Genomic DNA, 17014 nt, shown 5'->3' on the forward strand with positions numbered 1-17014 from the left:
CATTACTCGTAATAGCTGCGGGCGATGGCACAGGTCGCCCGGCGGGTTTTCTGTTTGGGTAGCACCAGCTCGGCCGGGCGGTGGGTCAGTCGGGTCGCTGCAACAAGGGCCGCTGCTTCCGCGACGCCATAGACACCAACTTCACGAAAGACCACGTCGGAGCGCTGGCTCAGCAGGTGTTCGACATCGCGCAGTTCAGGCACGCTGAAGGTATGATAAGGCCAGCCATGGTGCGCGGCTGACTGGATCAAACCGATTTCATCGGCCTTGACCGCGATGCTGGCCAGACCGGCGATATCCTGATGATGCAAGTGACACTGCATCAGGCAGTCGGTTATTAGTGCATCCAGGTGGGCCTGGTCGCAGTGACGCTCACAACCCATGCCAAGGGTATACACGGGACGGGTGTAGCGCGCAGCGCTGGTCGCGACCAGCGTGGCTCCGAGACACGTGGCCAGTTCATCTCCCAGCGCATTGGCACCACCTTCGTGGCCTGAAAGCAGTGGAATCACGAATCGGCCGGCTTCATCAAGCACCAGTACCGGCGGATCCTGATACTTGTCGGTCAGCACTGGCGCCAGTGTGCGCATCACGATGCCGGTAGCGCAAATGAACACCAGGGGGCGCCGTGTGGCACGGCTGTCAATAAAACGGGTCTGTATCTGATGGCCGAACGGCGAAGGGCGGTGCCAGTGTTCGGCGTTCGGCCAGTGTCGGCAAATGCGCTCGGCCAGGCCACGGCCTGCCTCGGTCAACGATACCAGAGTGGTCATCGGGCGCCTCCCCTGTGTCGGCGGCTGACAACGAATAGCGAAAAATAGGGGCCTGGACCCTCGGGCAGACGGGTAAGATCAGGGTAAAGCGCCTGCCGCGGGGTACTCAGGTGCTCAAGGTAATACCCTTCATTCAGGCGGCCGGCGGCGGCGATGGCTGCCGTAATGGTGTGGCGCTTGCGCCCCCCCTTCATGATGACCAGCGTATCGAAGGTATCCAGTGCCTGACGCAGTCGGTCGTCATCGTCTCTTGCGCTGATGATTGCCAGGTGTTCTCCCAGCATGGTCAGCGGCAGGCCGGTGGCGGCACTGGCGGCGTGCAGCGAGCTGATGCCTGGAATGGTTTCACAGGGAAAGTCATCGGCGAGGCGGGCGAGCAGGTAGGCAAATGACCCGAAAAAAAGGGGATCACCTTCGCATAGAAAGGCCACATCCTGGCCGTTTTCAAGCGCCCGACGAATCTCGCCGGCGGTGCGCTCATAGATGATGTCGATGGTGGTGCGGTCATGACTCATATCGATCTGTACGGTCAGATGACGCTGGCGCCGGGTGGCCGGCAGGCTGTCACGGGCAATATCTGCAGCCAGCGAATAGCCTTTGGCATTGGTGATATAGCACACCACATCGACCCGCTGCAGCACGCGGTGTGCCTTGAGGGTCATGAGCTCCGGGTCTCCTGGACCTACACCAATGCCATAGAAGGTTGCACTCATGTCGGGAGTCCTTGCTCGGTAGGCTGGTCTGGTTTGATGAAGCGTACCAGGGTGACCGGCAGGCGGGGGCGCAGCAGGCGCTGGCCGCCGAGCAGGCTGCCGCGGCTGATGTCGATGCGACACCAGTGACCGTCCAGGCCGTGTTGGCTTTCAAATCGCGTCAGACAGGCCTGGCTGGGTTCCGTGACGCCACTGGCGATCAGTCGTCCGCCGACCGGTAACCGCTCCCAGACCTGTTCCAGCAGGTCATCCAGGGCTCCGTCACTGCCACCAATGAATACCACGGTCGGGTCAGGCAGTGTCGCCAGCAGCGACGCTGTAGCCGTGGCATCGTGCAGTACCAGTTGTCGGTCAAGCCCGAAGCGACCCTGGTTGGTCGCAAGGGCATCAAACCGCTCTGGGTGATGTTCAATGGCATGAACGTATCCTTTGGTCAATCGCCTGGCCCATTCGATACTCACCCCACCACACCCTGCGCCAATATCCCAGCCGGTCTCGGTTGGGTGCGGGTCAAGCATGGCCAGCACCTGCTGGCGGACTTCCTGCTTGGTCAGCATGCCTTGGCCCGGCGTGGCGTGATCCGTCTGATACTGAGTGTCGGTCAGGGCTGTACGGGCCCATGCCTCAGGCGCCCTGTCCGGCAGGGCAAGCCAGACCACGTTGAGGGCATCAAAGTCGGGAGCTGTCGCGATCAACGCGTTCAGGCTGTCCCACTGCGTGACGCGCTCTTCGGGGTAGCCCAGTCGTTCTCCCACGGCGCAGCGAACGTTCTGCCAGCCCAGTGCGCTCACGTATTCGGCAATGGCCAGGGGATGGGTATTTCCGTCAGTAAGAAGGGCCAGTTGCCTGCCTGGTACCAATGCGTTGTAAAGGCGTGACAGGGGGCGGCCGTGCAGGCTGATGGTGGTCAGCTCGTGCAGATTTTCCTGCAGCCGGTGTGCCAGAGCCTGAACACTCGAAATATTCGGGTGGCTTACGAAGGTGATGTCGGGCCAGCGCATTTTCAGCGTATTACCGATGCCATAAAAGAGAGCATCTCCAGAGGCCAGTAGCGCTACCTGACCCTTCAGTTTCCTTAGCAGGGTGCCCAGATCATCAAGGGGACGGGGCAGCAGGTGCTGCCGTGCCGGCAGGTCCAGATGAGTCACCATGTCGAACTGACGGGCGCTACCGACAATGTGGTCTGCCTGCTTTATCGCCTCGTACGCGGCACGGGAAAGCACGGCCGGGCTTTCAATGCCAAGGCTTACTACCTGTAACGGCTGCATCAGTAGCGCTCTCCGACATCAAGGCGTAACAGGGTATTGAAGGCTGCAGCCGTCAGTGCACTGCCGCCCTGGCGGCCCAGCAGGGTCATGCAGGGAACACCGAGAGACTGACTGGTATTCCATAGCAGCGCCTTTGATTCCGCGGCGCCCACGAATCCTACCGGCATCCCGATGATCAGTGCCGGCTTCGGCGCGCCGTCGCGAATCATTTCCAGCAAACGGAACAGCGCCGTCGGGGCGTTGCCGATCAGCACGATGGCACCCTCCAGGTGCGGACGCCAGGCGCTCAGTGCGGCCATGGTGCGAGTTTCCTGGCGTGCGCGGGCCTGCTCGATGGTGGCAGGGTCACGCAGAAAGCAGGAGGGGGTAATACCGCGCGCTTCGAGAAAACGCTGGGTCAGGCCAAAGCGAACCATTTCCACATCACACAGCACGGCTGCCTGCGCGCAAAGGGCTGCCCGCCCGGCGTCGGTAGCGCCCGGGCTGATGCGAAGAACATCAACAATGTCCGGCTGGCCGCAGGTATGTACCAGTCGCAGAGCGACCTGAGCGTCATCCTCGGTCAACCCGTCAAGCGGTGTCAGCTCACGGATGCGCCGAAAGCTTTCGGCTTCGATCGCCCGGGGGTCATGCTCATATGCTGGCCAGTCCGATACAGTCATGACTTGTCGCTTGCAATCGTGTCGTGATGGTGGGGATGGCCATGATCATGGTGATGCCCGTGGCTGTGATGAGCATGATGATGCCCGTGCCCATGATGATGGCCGTGGTCGTGATGGTGATCGGCATCCGTTCCCGCACCGCGGACGTGGTGATGGTGGCCTTCCTGCGGTGCTCCGACCTTGTGCTCATTGCCCACGATCTGAACCCGATACTGACACAGCTGACAGTTCATGTTGGGTGTGCCGTTTTCGATGTCATTCAGCCGGTCTGCAAAGGTTTCTATGACCAGCGGATGATCATTGAGGTAGCCGGCCTTGACCACCCTGACGTCCGGATGCGCGCGCTGATACTCATCTGCCCAGGCGTATATCTTCTTGATCAGCCGTCCCGTAAACAGAAAATAGGGGAACACGATGACCTGCTTGTACCCCAGTCGATGGGCCTTGTCGAAGGCTTCCGGCAGCAGGGGCGTGGTTACGCCACTGTAGCCGGTAGTGGCCCAGCCAAAGCCCATGCCTTCTTCAAGCATCCGCGTGATCTTGCTGATGTTGGAATTGGCATCCGGGTCGGAGGCGCCGCGGCCTACCACCATCAGCAGGGTATCTTCGCGCCGGTAGTCTTCGCCGAATTCAGCTTCGGCGTCTTCAATGCGGTCACGTGCGGCCTGCAGCATATTGGCGTTAACGCCCAGTTCTGCCCCGTAATTGATCGTTACGCCTTCAAACTCGGCCTGCAGGGCATTCAGTTCGCTTGGAATGTCATTCTTGGCGTGGCCAGCGGCCATCAGCATGCCGGGAATGGCCGAAATGGTGGTGGCGCCCTGATCCACCAGTTTCTTGACCCCGTCATAAATCACCGGGCTTGCAAACTCCAGAAAGCCATAGTCACACAGGCGGTCAGGATAACGGGCGCGGAAATGCTCGGTCAGCCGGGTAAATTCCTGTACGGCGTCCACATCTCGGGAGCCGTGTCCTACAAACAGGATGGCGGGTTTATCAGTCATGATTTCTCCTCGTTACACGCTCGAGCCGGCCGGGCGCACAGCGCCCTGATCAGGTCAGCCGGCTGATCGAATTGGCGCGATGTCACCGGCAGGGCCGGGCGACGCAGTAAAAGTACGGGCAGTTTCAGGGCGCGGGCCGCGTGCAGCTTGGCCGAGGTGGCATGACCACCACTGTCCTTGGTGACGACACAATCGATGCCGTGGCGCCTTAACGTGGCCAGTTCATCGCTGACGTTGAACGGGCCGCGGGCGATCACCAGCTCATGTGGCGGCGGTACGTGCAGTGTCTGGGCGCTGCGTATCACCATCTGCTGGCTGGGCAGGGCCCTGTTCACCAGGGGCAGGCCGCTGGCTCCCAGAGTGATCAACGGACGCTGCCAGGCGTCGAGTGCCTGTCCAAGTGCCTCGATATCGGGCAGATAGTGCCATTGGTCGTCGGGATGCGGTTGCCAGTACGGGCGTATCAGTTGCCAGCAGGGTAACCCGGCTGCCTGTGCGGCGGTGGCAGCCGTTTCGGAAATGCGGGCGGCAAAGGGGTGTGTGGCATCCAGTACATCGGTGATGTGATGCTTGCGTAATAAGGCGTCCAGCCCCTGCCGGCTGGTGCGTTCAGGACCTGAAAACCCACCGACCCTGGTCGGAAAGGGAAAGTCATCCACTGGCAGGCGTCCGGCGATGCTGTAAAGCAGTGGAACTCCGAGTCTGTTCAGTGCCTCGGCCAGCCGACGGGCCTGGCCGGTACCGCCAAGTATCAGTACCTTCATGAAGCCTCCGATGGCCAGCGGCCCAGGGGCTGGCCCTGCCGGTCGACAGCGGTCACGTCCAGTACGGTGCCTGCCGGCAGCCGACGGTGTGCCTGTTGCCAGGCGCGGTGGCAAAGCATCGTCGCCAGAGGAATGTCGGATGCACGAGCAAGGGCTTCCCCGGTAGTGTTGGCGGCAAGAATGGCCTGCTGAACGGCCTCGCTGGCCCCGGCAGCCTCGGCGCAGGCCCGCATGAATTCAAAGTTGATCGATGAGGCGCGACTGTGCAGGTCAAGATGGCCGTCAGCCAGCTTGCTGATCTTGCCAATGCCCCCTACCAGAGAAAGGCGAGCCATGGGAACGCGTTTCAGATGCTTGAGTACGGCACCCGCAAAATCCCCCATCTCGATCAGTGCCATATCGTCCAGGCCAAGCGCCGTGCGGGCATAGCGCTCGCTCATGTTTCCGGTCGTTGCCGCGATATGGCTCAGGTGATTGGCGTGGGCCACATCGATGGCCTGATGAATCGAGGCAATATAGGCAGCGCAGGAAAAGGGGCGAACAATGCCGGTAGTGCCCAGAATCGACAGGCCTCCAGTAATGCCCAGGCGGGGGTTCATGGTTTTCAAGGCCAGGGTTTCGCCCTGTTCGACACCTATGCCGACATGAAATCCACCGCGATAATTCAGCTCGCTGGCCAGTGCCGTCAGGTGCTCTTCCAGCATGCGGCGCGGAACCGGGTTGATGGCCGGTTCACCGACCGGCACGGGCAGTCCGTCACGCTGAACAATCCCGACGCCCCGCTCGGCATGAAAAAAAACGCCCGGTCCGGGGCTGCAGGTGATCACTGCGAATACAGTAGCGCCATGCGTTACATCCGGGTCATCGCCCGCATCCTTGATGGTATCCGCCCGGGCCTGGCCCGCTCGGGGGCAGCTCAGCGCCGTAATCGGCAGGCTGACCCGCTTGCCCGGCTGGCCACGCCGTGAGGGAAGGTCAATGTCGCACTGCTCGGTGCGCTGGCCCGTAAGCAAAAAACGCGCCGCTGCCAGGGCGCAGGCTGTCGCACAGCTCCCTGTCGTTAGACCGCTTCTCAGCGGGCGGGCGGATTCATCGCTCTCCGGCCACATGATCAGGCGTCAGCCATTGCAGCGATCGGTGCACTAGTCGTGGCTCCGAACAGCTGCGCGGTTGCCACCGGATGGGAGGCGAAAAACAGGTGTAGATAGCTCGCTGTCAGCCGACCCTGGCGGTAGATGGCCTCACCCGGCGCCGTATGAAAGGCCCGCCGACCGTGAGCGATGGGCGCCAGGGTGTCATGGCTGCGGGAGTGATGATGAGCGTGGCCCCTGATCTCGCCCTCCGGCAGGGGCGCGGCTTGCATACCCTGGCAGCCGCGTTTGGTCCGCATTTCACCGTGGCCGGGTAACAGGCCCGCCATCGGGTAGCAGTGTCCATCCAGATCAGTGAGGGTCTGTTGCAGCAGTAGCATGCCTCCGCATTCGGCCAGAATGGGACGTCCGGCCTGATGATGGTCTGCCAGGGAGGTATGCAGCGCGGTATTGCTGCTCAGTGTGTGGGCATGAAGTTCGGGATAGCCGCCGGGCAGCCAGCAGGCATCTGCCTCAGGCAGGGCCTCGGTCAGGGGTGAAAAATACGACAGCCTCGCGCCCATGGCCTCGAGCAGCCGCAGGTTGGCTGCGTAGATAAAGCTGAAGGCCGCGTCTCGACCAACGGCGATATGGGTCCCTGCCAGCAGGCGGGGCGGCGCGGGAATATGCTGATCCGTAAAACGACACGCGGCCGGCAGGTCGGACAGCGGGCTGTCGGCAAGGTGATCGGCGGCGGCGTCAAAGCGTGCATCAAGGGCCTCCTGCTCATCCGGCGGCACCAGCCCAAGGTGACGGGAGGGCAGTGCCAGCGCCTCCTCACGGGGGAGATTGCCCAGCAGAGCGATATCCGAGGGCAGGCTGTGTTCGATCAATTCCCGGTGACGAAGGCTGCCCACGCCATTGGTGACGATACCGGCCAGATGGTGCCGGTTGTCTGCCGAGCGAGGCAGATGCTTGAGGCCAAAGGCGACGGCGGCTACGGTCTGGGCCATCCCGCGTGCGTTGATCACCGCGACCACCGGAATGTTGAAAGTGGCGGCCAGGTCCGCGCTCGAGGGCTGGCCGTCGAACAGTCCCATGGCTCCTTCAATCAGAATCAGATCATGGTGTCTGGCGGCATCAAAGAGTTGTTGACGGCAGAATTCGGGGCCGGCCATCCATAGATCCAGCGGCTCCACCGGACCGCCGGCAGCGTGGGACAGGATCAATGGGTCGAGGTAGTCCGGGCCGGTCTTGAAGACGGCCACACGGCGACCCTGGCGGCGATGAAGGCGCGCCAGTGCCGCAGTCAGTGTGGTCTTGCCCTGACCGGATGCGGTCGAGGAAATAAACAGTGCCGGGCAGTCCACGTGGCGTTCACTCATCAGTATTCGATTCCCGGTTGTGCCTTGACGCCCTGGCGAAAGGCGTGGCGTTCATCATTGATGATGCTGATGGTATCGGCGCAGTCCTGCAGTTCTCGGGCCATGGTGCGACCGGTCACGATCACGTTCTGATGGCGAGGGCGCGCTGCGATCGCTCCGGCAACCCGTTCAGCCTCCAGATGGCCGTACTTGATCATGTAGGACAGTTCATCGAACAGCAGGAAATTGACCCGTTCATCCTGCAGGTAGCGTTCTGCCAGTGTCCAGGCCTCAAGGGCGGCCTGGCGGTCCTTGTCGGCATTCTGGGTCTCCCAGGTAAAGCCGTGCCCCATGACGTGAAATTCCACCTGCGGGTGATCCTTGAAAAACAGGTACTCGCCCGTGGCCTTGCGGCCCTTGATGAACTGGATTACTGCTGCGCGATGGCCGTGTCCCAGGCTTCGGGCCATGGTGCCGAAGGCCGAGCTGCTTTTGCCCTTGCCATTGCCCTTCATCAGAATAAGAACGCCTCGCTGCTCGGTGGCGTTGGCAATGCGCTCATCGACGATGCGCTTCTTGGTCGCCATGCGCTGGCGGTAGGCATCGTCCTGGGTGTCGGTATCCGTCATTGCCGGGGCTCCTGCAGGGAAGTGGCGGCCATGGGCATGTAAGCATCCAGCCGGGTGTAACGGGCACCGAGTTCGGTGGCCAGGGTGAGGCAGCGGCCGAGTCTGACCCGGCCCTGCTCGGTATCAATCAGCGTCATCTCGCCAGGCCAGGGACGCTGTGAAGGCAGCGCGGGAGCGCGACCATCGGTCAGTAACACGCTGTGTATGGGGCGAGGCATCTTCGCCTGCCAGCGGGTAATGCGCTGTCTGGCGGTGTCCAGCGCCTGCAGCAGTGGTGTGCCGCCGCCGGCATCGAGGCCGTCAAGCCAGACAGTGGGGTGTTTGGGTGGTCTGCCGGCAGGCCAGGCCCAGTGTACCCGGTTCTGGCCGAACCCGAGTACTGCCACGTGCTGGCGCCTTTTATAGGCCTGGTCAAACAGATCAGCCAGCAGGCCCTTGGTCTGAGCGAAGCGGGTGGCGGCCAACAGGGACGCTGAGCAGTCCAGCAGGATGAGCATCAGTGTCTTCTGTCCCTGACGCCTGGGATGGCGGTGCAGGGTGGGTGACGCATCCATGCGCCGTGACAGGGCCGTGCGGGCCCAATGGATAGCGCCCTGATGGTGTAGCCCTTGGCGTTTCTGGCCTCTGGCATTTCCCCCGGTTCGTGAACGCTCAGCCTGCGGTGAATGCTGGTCGGCAGGCGATGTTTCCGAGGTCGCCCGAGGCTGCCAGCGACGACGCTGACCGGTGGCTTGCCTCGTGGGGGGAAGGGCACCGCCCTGACCCTCTGCGTCGGGAGGCGCGTTTGAGTCCTGGGTATCCTTGCCTGGCTCGTTGGTATCCGGAGGGGCAGCGCCGGCAGTATCCTTGTCGCCCTTGTCGCCCTTGTCGCCCTTGTCGCCCTTGTCGCCCGGGGTCTCCGGTGGCGGTGATGAGGTGCCGGAAGGCGGCTTCGGGGTAGTGCGACGGTGATCGAGTACCAGTGATTCCGTGGCATCCACATCTTCCCGGGTAACATGACCGCGACCCTGCCAGGCGGCGTGGGCGCAGCAGGCGCGCTGCCAGGCGATATCAGCGCGAACTCCTTCAACACCGGCACTCATGCACTGTTCAGCGATGTGCAGTTCCAGGGAGGAATCGAGTGTCACCCCTGACAGCATGATGCGTGCCGTAGCGAGCCGTTCTGCAAGTGCCTGTTCCGTGGTGCTGAAACCTGCACAGAAATCGGCCGGGTCTTCATCAAAGTCGCGGCGGGCCCGGACAATGGCAACGCGTTCGGCTGCGGTCGGTTGTTCATCAAGGCTTACGCTCAGGCCGAAGCGGTCGGTCAGCTGCGGGCGCAGCTCTCCTTCATCCGGGTTCATGGTGCCGACCAGCAGAAAACGGGCCGGATGCTGGTGGCTGACGCCCTCGCGTTCAACGACATTGATGCCGGAGGCCGCCACGTCCAGCAGCTGGTCAACCAGGCTGTCAGGCAGCAGGTTGACTTCGTCCATGTACAGAATGCCCTGGTGGGCCTGCGCCAGTAACCCGGGCTGAAATCGGACGCCCTGGCCGGACAGGGCATGATCCACGTCAATACTGCCGATCAACCGATCTTCACTGGCGCCCAGGGGCAACGTGACAAAGGCACCATCCTGGTGTGGCAGAAACGGTGTCATGCCTCGGGCGAGGGTTGACTTGGCGCTGCCTCGTGGTCCGCTGACCAGTACGCCACCCAGGCGAGGGTCCAGCAGGGCCAGTGTGAGGGCCAGCTTCAGGCGCGGCTGGCCGATGACAGCGGTGAAGGGGAAGGCGAGAGGTTTACTCATGACGGTACCTCCGCCGAGTAGAACGCACCGCGCTGCAGAGCTGTTGCCCTGCCATGGTGAAATGGCCTGATATCATGATCGATTCCCGCGCATCGCCCGTACGCGTTAAAGGTAGTGTCGAATGGAGCGCGCTCAGGCCGGTCTCCGGGCTTGCAGGGGCATGTTTCATGCGATGGCCTTCCCGCTTGATGGCAGTGACCTGTCGCGCCTTGCCTGCTTACCGTTGCGGGGACAGCAGTGAATTTGCATCACTTTCCCGATTATCCCGTCGCGTACGCCGGGCACCCGAGTGCAGGGCACCATCCTATGCAGGCCGGTGAAGGGAGTCAACGCGGTGACCATGGTTGTAAGCACCCGGGGGGGTTGGTATGTTTCAAGCGCTTTTTCTTCCGCCGTCGAGACCTCCACCCATGCCCTTTACCATTTCGCTGCCCTCTGATGCGCACGATGCGCTCATTCAGGCTCGTATCGACAGCAAGACCAAACCGCCGGGCGCCCTTGGCATGCTGGAGCGTCTGGCCCTGCAGGCGGCCAGGGCGCTAGGGCCGGAGCAGCCTCGTGTCGAAAGGCCCCGCCTGCTTGTCTTTGCCGGTGATCACGGTGTGTCCGATGAGGGAGTCTCGATAGCACCTTCAATTGTCACTACCCAGATGGTGTCGAACTTTCTGGCCGGGGGCGCCAGTGTCAACGTGTTTGCCCGCCAGGCCGGGCTGCCGGTCACGGTAGTGGACTGCGGTATTCGGGTCCCGGTCGAGGATGAGCGGATCATCAATCATCGGCTGGGAGCGGGCACGGCGGCCATTCACCTCGCGCCAGCCATGAGTGAGGCGGCCATGCAGGAGGGGCTGGCCAATAGTCGCCGTCTGATCGGGACACTGAAGGCCGAGGGGACCAATGTCATTGCCCTGGGGGAAATGGGGATTGCCAATACGACGGCCAGTAGTGCACTGCTGGCTGCCCTGACTGGTGCTCCGGTCAGTGATTGCACGGGCCGTGGGACCGGCATTGATGCGCCGACACTGTTGCGCAAGAAGGCTGTCATTTGTCAGGCGCTGCAAAGACACCAGACGGCGCTGGATCAGCCGGAGACGTTGCTGGCAACACTGGGTGGCTTCGAGATCGTCGGGCTGGTTGGCGCCATTCTGGCCGCTGCCGAAGCCGGCATGCTGGTACTGATTGATGGCTTCATTGTCACGGTTGCCGCGGCGGTGGCGTGCGCCATGGTACCTCAGGCACGGGCCTGGCTGATCTTCTCCCACTGCTCTGATGAACGCGGTCACCGACTGGCGCTGGACTGGCTGGAAGCCGAGCCATTGCTGTCGCTGGGTCTTCGGATTGGCGAAGGCAGCGGGGCTGCCCTGGCTCTGCCACTGCTGCATGCCGCCCTGGCCTTTTATAACGACATGGCCACCTTTGAGCAGGCCGGGGTGACGGTGTGAGTGAAAAGGCGCCTACCGAGTGGCGCCGGCTGGGCTGGGCGCTAAGCTTTCTGACGCGGCTGCCTGCCATGACACAGGCAACGCCGCGTGGTAACGAGCTGGCCAGTTGCCCCCGTTATTTTCCGCTGATCGGCGCCGGACTGGGACTTCTGGCTGGAAGTATCATGCTGGCGGGGCAGGCCCTGTGGCCTGCGGCAGTAGCCGTACTGCTGGGGCTGGGCGTACTGATACTGGTTACCGGTGGGCTGCATGAAGATGGACTGGCCGATACGGTAGACGGTCTGGGTGGCGGCATGGATGTGACCGCCAGACTTCGCATCATGAAAGATAGCCGAGTGGGCAGTTACGGCGTGCTGGCGCTGGTGCTGAGCCTGATGCTTCGAGGCGTTCTGTTGACCCTGCTGGCCATGTTTTCGCCACTGGCCCTGCCAGGCATTCTGGTGGCCGGGCAGGGCGCCAGCCGTGCGCTGGCGGTATCGCTGATGCCGGCGCTGAATTATGTTCGCCTGGAGGATAGCAAGGTACGTGCCGTGACGCAGGAACTGGACCGACGATCACTATGGGTGGCGCTGGGTACAGGGGGGCTTTTACTGTGCCTCGGGCTGGGATTTAATGCAGCGCTGATCGTCGGGGTGGCGCTGGCCGTGCTGTGGTGGGGGCTGCGAAGCCTTTATCGTCGTCAGCTTGGGGGCTATACCGGCGACACGCTGGGAGCGGCGCAACAGGCTGCTGAACTGGTTATTTATCTGGTGGTGGCAGCATTATGGTTGAACTGATTCTGGGCGGCGCTCGAAGTGGTAAAAGCCGATTTGCCGAGCAGCGTGCCACGAAGGCGGCAGAGGCGGGCAAGGAAGTGGTGTACCTGGCGACTGCCACGGTAGGGCAGGACAGCGCGATGGCGGCGCGTATTGCACTGCATCGCGATCGGCGTCCGGCGTCCTGGGCCCTGCATGAACAACCACGAGACCTGCCCGAGGCACTGGATACCCTGATGGCGCCACAGCGACTGGTCCTGGTGGACTGCCTGACCCTGTGGCTGACCAATGAACTGCTGGCCGAGGCCGACATGTCTGATGCGCTTGACCAGCTTGATCAGGTGCTGCGCCGTGCCCGCGGCCAGGTTGTACTTGTCAGTAATGAAGTCGGTCAGGGGGTCGTGCCAATGAATGCTCTAAGCCGGCGCTTTGTTGATATCAGTGGTGAAGCTCACCAGCGAGTGGCGCAGTGTGCAACTTCGGTCTGGTGGGTGGTCGCTGGGCTGCCACAGTGCCTCAAGGGGCCGGTAAATGAGGAGCCATCCTGTTCATGAACGCTGCCATTGTCGATCTGGTGCGCCATGGCGCCTGTGAGGGCCCTGCCTGTCTGCGTGGCCACACGGATGTGTCGCTCAGTGCCGCAGGTCAGGCACAGATGGACAGTACCCTGGGATTTCTGCCGCGGCCGCAGGCGCTTTTCAGCTCTCCGCTGATGCGTTGCCATGTGCCGGCACAGCGCTGGGCCGAGTACTGGGATATGCCACTTGATCACGTGGCCGCACTGGCGGAAATGAATTTTGGTGACTGGGATGGCGTGCCGCTGCCGGACCTTCATGCCCGCGACCCGGAAGCGCTGGCTGCATTCTGGGCGCGGCCAGCCGCGGCGCCCCCTCCAGGGGCTGAGGGGCTGGCCGCATTCGAAGCCAGGGTCATGGCTGGCTGGCAGGCGTGTCTATCGAGCGATAGGGACTGCTCCCATCGTGTGATTATCACTCATGCGGGGGTGATCAAGGCACTGATGGCAACGCTTTTACAGCTTGGTCATACCGATGGATGCTATGTGCACGCGCTGGATATACCCTACGCCGGACTGGTAAGGCTTCGGCTGGACTGGCTTGAGGGTCGAACTGATCCGCTGGTTCGGCTGCTTCATCTGGGAATCGTTCAGGGAGCGATGCCCCTGCCGACTGATATAGTTGCTTAAATATACCGTTATCTTCGAGTAGATCACCATGTCCTTTCTGATTCTTTTCTTTGCCTTTCTGCTCGACCATACCCTGGGCGAACTCCGCCGCTGGCATCCGCTGGTAGGGCTGGGTAATGCCATCCTGGCCGTGGAGCGGCGGTTGTATCGGCCCACACGGTGGGCCGGCGTACTGGCCGTGCTTGTACTGATGCTGCCATTGATGCTGCTGGGTATCTGGGTAGAGACCCTGCGTGACTCGTCCCCCACACTGTATGGCGTGATAGCGGTGGCTGTTGTGTATGTTGCGGTGGGTTGGCGCAGCCTCAAGCAGCATGCACGTCGGGTGGCAGGCCCGTTGCGCCGTGGCGAGCACGACCTGGCACGTCAGCGTCTGGCGCTGATTGTCAGCCGGGATACCGACTCACTGACGCCCTCGGAAGTGTCTGCCGCGACCACGGAATCCGTGCTGGAAAACGGCAGCGATGCCATTTTCGCGGTGGTGTTCTGGTTCATGGTGGCAGGTGTGCCAGGCGTTCTGGTTTACCGGCTGGTCAATACGCTGGACGCCATGTGGGGGTACCGGACACGTCGTTACGTGGCATTCGGCTGGGCTGCTGCACGGCTTGATGACGTGCTGAACTTTATACCGGCGCGACTGGTGGTCGTGAGTTATGGGGTGGCAACCCGGTCCTGGTGGCGCTTTCGTCAATCCATGGCCTGTGCCCTGCAGCAGGGACGAGGCTGGAAGAGCCCGAACGCCGGTCCGGTCATGGCAGCGGGTGCGGGGGCATTGAATGTCGTTCTGGGCGGTGACATGCCTTACCACGGCCGGGTGCAGTCACGGCCGGTGCTCGGGGTAGGGGATGCGCCCTCTGCCGGCACCATTGAAGCGGCCTGCAGGCTGGTCAACCGTACCGTGATTGTCTGGATGCTGGTGGTAGCTGCGCTGGGCGCCGTCGGAGTCGGCCTGTGACGCCGGCACCGACTCATGGTGGCAACCTCGAGGCAGCCATCCGTCGATTCGGCGGTGCCCCGTCGGACTGGCTGGATCTGTCTACGGGGATCAACCCCCGACCTTACCCGTGCACGCCGTTGACGGCGGCCATGCTGCATCGTCTGCCGGAGACACCGGAGGCACTTGAGGCCGTGGCTCGTTCTTATTACGACGTGTCAGATGTCGTGGCCGTGCCCGGTTCACAATGGGCCATCACGGAGCTGCCCCGGCTCGTGCCGCCCGGGCGCGTGATGGTTCACTTTCCCGGCTACGCAGAGCATGGCTTTCGCTGGCAGGCAGCGGGGCACGAGGTGGTGACCTGTGCCGCTGAAGCAACCGTGGATGAGCTGATGGCCATGGCCGAGCGGTGGCGCGCATCGGCCATTGTACTCGTCAACCCCAATAATCCCGGGGGTGGATGTATTGCCGATGAGGATATGGAACGTCTGGTGCCGGCCTGTCAGGCTGCCGGGCGGCTTCTGGTGATTGATGAGGCCTTCATGGATGTTCATCGCGGTGCAGTACCAGCCGCTCTTCAGGCACCTGGTGTACTGGTGCTGCGCTCGTTCGGAAAGTTTTTCGGCCTGGCCGGGGTGAGGCTGGGATTTGTGACCGGTGATACGGCGTTATGTGAGGCATTGCGTGCCTGTCGTGGCCCCTGGGCATTGACGACAGCAGCCCTTGTTACCGGTCTGGAAGCGCTGTCGGATACATCATGGCAGCGCAGAATGAGACTCCAGCTGGGGGAGTGGAGTCGTGCCCAGAGTGGTGCCTGGCAGCGGTTGTGGCAGCACGAGGCCGTCGATATTCGCAGCAGTGTGCTCTTTACCACGGCTCGCCTTGCGACAGCACGTGCATGGGGGTGGCAATCTGCACTGGCGGCACAGCGCATCTGGGTGCGTTGCTGGCCGGTCGATGAGCATACGGCGTTGCTTCGGGCCGGGTTGATCGATCCTGCCTGCGGTCTTCAACAGGATCATTTTCATGCCGCACTGGCGACACTGAAGCATGATCCTGACAGTGTTGCTGACCAAGAGGCATGTCATGAGCAGAAATAACGCGTTCAGTGCCGAGGAGCAGGCGGCTGTCTATCGAGCCATTTTCGAGCGTCGTGACATGCGCCATTTTCTGCCTGATCCGGTACCGGAGAAGGTCATGCTCCGGCTGCTTGAGGCTGCTCATCACGCGCCAAGCGTGGGCTATATGCAGCCATGGCGGTTTGTGCGGGTGACATCCGACGTGCTCAGGGATCAGTTGGCGTGTCTGGTGGATGAAGAGCGCATGTGTACGGCGGCAGCACTGGGAGAGCGTGGTGAGGACTTCATGGCGCTCAAGGTCGAGGGAATTCGGGAGTGTCCCGAGCTGTGGGTCATGGCGCTGGCGGATCAGCGTGAACATCATGTCTTTGGGCGTCGTACCATGCCGGACATGGACCTGGCATCCGCGAGCTGTGCCATTCAGAACATGTGGCTGGCCGGGCGGGCCGAAGGAGTAGGGCTGGGGTGGGTATCGCTGTTTGATCCGGTACGAGCAGGCGCATTGATTGGCGCCCCGCAGGGCAGCCGCGTCATGGCCATTTTATGCATGGGGCAGGTAGAGGCCTTCTACGACAGGCCCATGCTGGATAGCTTGGGCTGGGACAAGCGCCGTGTCCTGTCGACGCTTGTCGCGGATAATCGCTGGCCTTCAGCCAGCCAATGATCAGCTGTCCTTTTTGGTCTTGCTGTCGCCCTTGCCCGTGTCCTTGTCGAGCAGGTCCGCGACTGACTGGAGTACCCATTTCGGCTGGAACGGATAACGGGCAATTTCGGCGTCATCGGCAATACCGGTCATGACCAGCACGGTATGCAAACCGGCTTCGATGCCTGCTACCACGTCGGTATCCATTCGGTCACCGATCATGGCCGTGCGCTTGGAATGGGCACCAAGCTTGTTCATGGCCGAGCGGAACATCATGGGGTTGGGCTTGCCGATCACGTAAGGCTCGCGCTTGGTCGCGCTGGTAATCATGGCGGCCACGGCGCCGGTGGCCGGCAACGGCCCCTCGGCGCTAGGGCTGGTGACATCCGGGTTGGTGGCAATGAAGCGGGCGCCGGCATTGATCAGGCGGATGGCCTTTGTCAGGGCCTCAAAGGAATAGGTACGGGTTTCGCCCAGTACGACAAAATCCGGGTCCACATCGGTCATCACAAAGCCGGCTTCATGCATGGCGGTGGTGATGCCTGCCTCGCCGATCACGAAGGCGGAGCCGCCGGGCGCCTGATCCTTCAAAAAGGCTGCGGTGGCCAGCGCGGAGGTCCAGAGCTGTTCTTCCGGTACATTGATGCCACTTCGGGCCAGGCGAGCACTCAGGTCTCTGGGGGTGAAAATGGAATTGTTGGTCAGGACCAGAAAGGGCTTTTTCTGGCGATGCCACTGCTCGATCAGTTCGGCGGCGCCCGGAATGGCCTTGTTTTCGTGAACCAGAACCCCGTCCATGTCCGTCAGCCAATAGTCGATGCTGGATGTGTCCACTGCGTCGTACTCCCTGTTATCGGGTGAGATAGTCTGGCCAGTATAGACCAGCCTGTCTTGTCACCTCTGGATGAATCATGGTTATGTTG

The 17014-nt window shown here is 62.2% G+C and carries 18 protein-coding genes and 1 riboswitch; of the genes, 7 read left to right on the forward strand and 11 right to left on the reverse strand.

What is annotated here, in order from left to right:
• Positions 1 to 2: 2 nt before the first annotated feature.
• From NAT21_RS06350 to NAT21_RS06395, 10 genes are read right to left on the reverse strand one after another with little or no spacing between them, the layout of a single operon-like run.
• Positions 3 to 773 (reverse strand): cobalamin biosynthesis protein, encoded by a 771-nt coding sequence (locus NAT21_RS06350; protein WP_250936515.1) that lies wholly within the window; start codon positions 771 to 773, stop codon positions 3 to 5.
• The gene (gene cobI, locus NAT21_RS06355; protein WP_250936516.1) at positions 770 to 1486 is read right to left on the reverse strand and encodes a precorrin-2 C(20)-methyltransferase; all 717 of its coding nucleotides are present in this window, start codon (positions 1484 to 1486) and stop codon (positions 770 to 772) included. The genes NAT21_RS06350 and cobI overlap by 4 nt, the downstream gene beginning before the upstream one ends.
• Entirely contained in the window at positions 1483 to 2754 is a 1272-nt protein-coding gene (cbiE, locus tag NAT21_RS06360; protein WP_250936517.1) for a precorrin-6y C5,15-methyltransferase (decarboxylating) subunit CbiE, read from the reverse strand. Before cbiE ends, cobI begins: the two co-directional genes overlap by 4 nt.
• Complete coding sequence (locus NAT21_RS06365; protein ID WP_250936518.1) at positions 2754 to 3416, reverse strand: precorrin-8X methylmutase; 663 nt, start codon at positions 3414 to 3416, stop codon at positions 2754 to 2756. The genes cbiE and NAT21_RS06365 overlap by 1 nt, the downstream gene beginning before the upstream one ends.
• On the reverse strand, positions 3413 to 4420 hold the full coding sequence (locus tag NAT21_RS06370) for a sirohydrochlorin chelatase (RefSeq protein WP_250936519.1): 1008 nt from the start codon (positions 4418 to 4420) through the stop codon (positions 3413 to 3415). Before NAT21_RS06370 ends, NAT21_RS06365 begins: the two co-directional genes overlap by 4 nt.
• Positions 4417 to 5184, reverse strand: coding sequence for a precorrin-6A/cobalt-precorrin-6A reductase (locus NAT21_RS06375; RefSeq protein ID WP_250936520.1), 768 nt, complete (start codon positions 5182 to 5184; stop codon positions 4417 to 4419). Before NAT21_RS06375 ends, NAT21_RS06370 begins: the two co-directional genes overlap by 4 nt.
• The gene (locus tag NAT21_RS06380) at positions 5181 to 6293 is read right to left on the reverse strand and encodes a cobalt-precorrin-5B (C(1))-methyltransferase (protein WP_250936521.1); all 1113 of its coding nucleotides are present in this window, start codon (positions 6291 to 6293) and stop codon (positions 5181 to 5183) included. The genes NAT21_RS06375 and NAT21_RS06380 overlap by 4 nt, the downstream gene beginning before the upstream one ends.
• Before the next feature lie 2 nt (positions 6294 to 6295).
• A complete protein-coding gene (locus tag NAT21_RS06385; RefSeq protein WP_250936522.1) occupies positions 6296 to 7639 on the reverse strand; it encodes a cobyrinic acid a,c-diamide synthase CobB in 1344 nt (447 codons plus the stop codon).
• Positions 7639 to 8247 (reverse strand): cob(I)yrinic acid a,c-diamide adenosyltransferase, encoded by a 609-nt coding sequence (gene cobO, locus NAT21_RS06390; RefSeq protein WP_250936523.1) that lies wholly within the window; start codon positions 8245 to 8247, stop codon positions 7639 to 7641. The genes NAT21_RS06385 and cobO overlap by 1 nt, the downstream gene beginning before the upstream one ends.
• Positions 8244 to 10037, reverse strand: a complete 1794-nt coding sequence (locus NAT21_RS06395) for an ATP-binding protein (protein WP_250936524.1) — start codon at positions 10035 to 10037, stop codon at positions 8244 to 8246. Before NAT21_RS06395 ends, cobO begins: the two co-directional genes overlap by 4 nt.
• A 118-nt stretch (positions 10038 to 10155) precedes the next feature.
• Positions 10156 to 10341: riboswitch (cobalamin riboswitch) on the reverse strand.
• A 106-nt stretch (positions 10342 to 10447) separates the two neighbouring features.
• On the opposite strand from NAT21_RS06395, the gene cobT reads away from it, so the two are divergent.
• The 7 genes from cobT to bluB are packed head-to-tail and all read left to right on the forward strand — an operon-like array spanning position 10448 to position 16112.
• Positions 10448 to 11476, forward strand: coding sequence for a nicotinate-nucleotide--dimethylbenzimidazole phosphoribosyltransferase (gene cobT, locus NAT21_RS06400; RefSeq protein WP_250936525.1), 1029 nt, complete (start codon positions 10448 to 10450; stop codon positions 11474 to 11476).
• Positions 11473 to 12252: an adenosylcobinamide-GDP ribazoletransferase gene (locus NAT21_RS06405; protein WP_250936526.1), complete on the forward strand. Its 780-nt coding sequence runs from the start codon at positions 11473 to 11475 to the stop codon at positions 12250 to 12252. Before cobT ends, NAT21_RS06405 begins: the two co-directional genes overlap by 4 nt.
• Positions 12240 to 12785 (forward strand): bifunctional adenosylcobinamide kinase/adenosylcobinamide-phosphate guanylyltransferase, encoded by a 546-nt coding sequence (cobU, locus tag NAT21_RS06410; RefSeq protein ID WP_250936527.1) that lies wholly within the window; start codon positions 12240 to 12242, stop codon positions 12783 to 12785. Before NAT21_RS06405 ends, cobU begins: the two co-directional genes overlap by 13 nt.
• Positions 12782 to 13435, forward strand: a complete 654-nt coding sequence (locus NAT21_RS06415) for a histidine phosphatase family protein (protein ID WP_250936528.1) — start codon at positions 12782 to 12784, stop codon at positions 13433 to 13435. Before cobU ends, NAT21_RS06415 begins: the two co-directional genes overlap by 4 nt.
• Before the next feature lie 28 nt (positions 13436 to 13463).
• The gene (cbiB, locus tag NAT21_RS06420) at positions 13464 to 14390 is read left to right on the forward strand and encodes an adenosylcobinamide-phosphate synthase CbiB (protein WP_250936529.1); all 927 of its coding nucleotides are present in this window, start codon (positions 13464 to 13466) and stop codon (positions 14388 to 14390) included.
• Complete coding sequence (locus NAT21_RS06425; RefSeq protein ID WP_250936530.1) at positions 14387 to 15469, forward strand: threonine-phosphate decarboxylase; 1083 nt, start codon at positions 14387 to 14389, stop codon at positions 15467 to 15469. The genes cbiB and NAT21_RS06425 overlap by 4 nt, the downstream gene beginning before the upstream one ends.
• On the forward strand, positions 15456 to 16112 hold the full coding sequence (gene bluB, locus NAT21_RS06430; protein WP_250936531.1) for a 5,6-dimethylbenzimidazole synthase: 657 nt from the start codon (positions 15456 to 15458) through the stop codon (positions 16110 to 16112). Before NAT21_RS06425 ends, bluB begins: the two co-directional genes overlap by 14 nt.
• On the opposite strand, the gene NAT21_RS06435 is transcribed toward bluB, so the two are convergent.
• Positions 16113 to 16925 (reverse strand): HAD-IIA family hydrolase, encoded by an 813-nt coding sequence (locus NAT21_RS06435; protein ID WP_250936532.1) that lies wholly within the window; start codon positions 16923 to 16925, stop codon positions 16113 to 16115. It lies immediately after the preceding gene.
• Positions 16926 to 17014 lie beyond the last annotated feature (89 nt).

The organism is Larsenimonas rhizosphaerae (assembly GCF_023700005.1).
Lineage (GTDB): Bacteria > Pseudomonadota > Gammaproteobacteria > Pseudomonadales > Halomonadaceae > Larsenimonas > Larsenimonas rhizosphaerae.

Excerpts from the sequence above, each read along its gene's own strand:
- NAT21_RS06350 (WP_250936515.1), bottom strand. The coding sequence starts at position 773 with ATGACCACTCTGGTATCGTTGACCGAGGCAGGCCGTGGCCTGGCCGAG.
- cobI (WP_250936516.1), bottom strand. The coding sequence starts at position 1,486 with ATGAGTGCAACCTTCTATGGCATTGGTGTAGGTCCAGGAGACCCGGAG.
- cbiE (WP_250936517.1), bottom strand. The coding sequence starts at position 2,754 with ATGCAGCCGTTACAGGTAGTAAGCCTTGGCATTGAAAGCCCGGCCGTG.
- NAT21_RS06365 (WP_250936518.1), bottom strand. The coding sequence starts at position 3,416 with ATGACTGTATCGGACTGGCCAGCATATGAGCATGACCCCCGGGCGATC.
- NAT21_RS06370 (WP_250936519.1), bottom strand. The coding sequence starts at position 4,420 with ATGACTGATAAACCCGCCATCCTGTTTGTAGGACACGGCTCCCGAGAT.
- NAT21_RS06375 (WP_250936520.1), bottom strand. The coding sequence starts at position 5,184 with ATGAAGGTACTGATACTTGGCGGTACCGGCCAGGCCCGTCGGCTGGCC.
- NAT21_RS06380 (WP_250936521.1), bottom strand. The coding sequence starts at position 6,293 with ATGTGGCCGGAGAGCGATGAATCCGCCCGCCCGCTGAGAAGCGGTCTA.
- NAT21_RS06385 (WP_250936522.1), bottom strand. The coding sequence starts at position 7,639 with ATGAGTGAACGCCACGTGGACTGCCCGGCACTGTTTATTTCCTCGACC.
- cobO (WP_250936523.1), bottom strand. The coding sequence starts at position 8,247 with ATGACGGATACCGACACCCAGGACGATGCCTACCGCCAGCGCATGGCG.
- NAT21_RS06395 (WP_250936524.1), bottom strand. The coding sequence starts at position 10,037 with ATGAGTAAACCTCTCGCCTTCCCCTTCACCGCTGTCATCGGCCAGCCG.
- cobT (WP_250936525.1), top strand. The coding sequence starts at position 10,448 with ATGCCCTTTACCATTTCGCTGCCCTCTGATGCGCACGATGCGCTCATT.
- cobU (WP_250936527.1), top strand. The coding sequence starts at position 12,240 with ATGGTTGAACTGATTCTGGGCGGCGCTCGAAGTGGTAAAAGCCGATTT.
- NAT21_RS06415 (WP_250936528.1), top strand. The coding sequence starts at position 12,782 with ATGAACGCTGCCATTGTCGATCTGGTGCGCCATGGCGCCTGTGAGGGC.
- cbiB (WP_250936529.1), top strand. The coding sequence starts at position 13,464 with ATGTCCTTTCTGATTCTTTTCTTTGCCTTTCTGCTCGACCATACCCTG.
- bluB (WP_250936531.1), top strand. The coding sequence starts at position 15,456 with ATGAGCAGAAATAACGCGTTCAGTGCCGAGGAGCAGGCGGCTGTCTAT.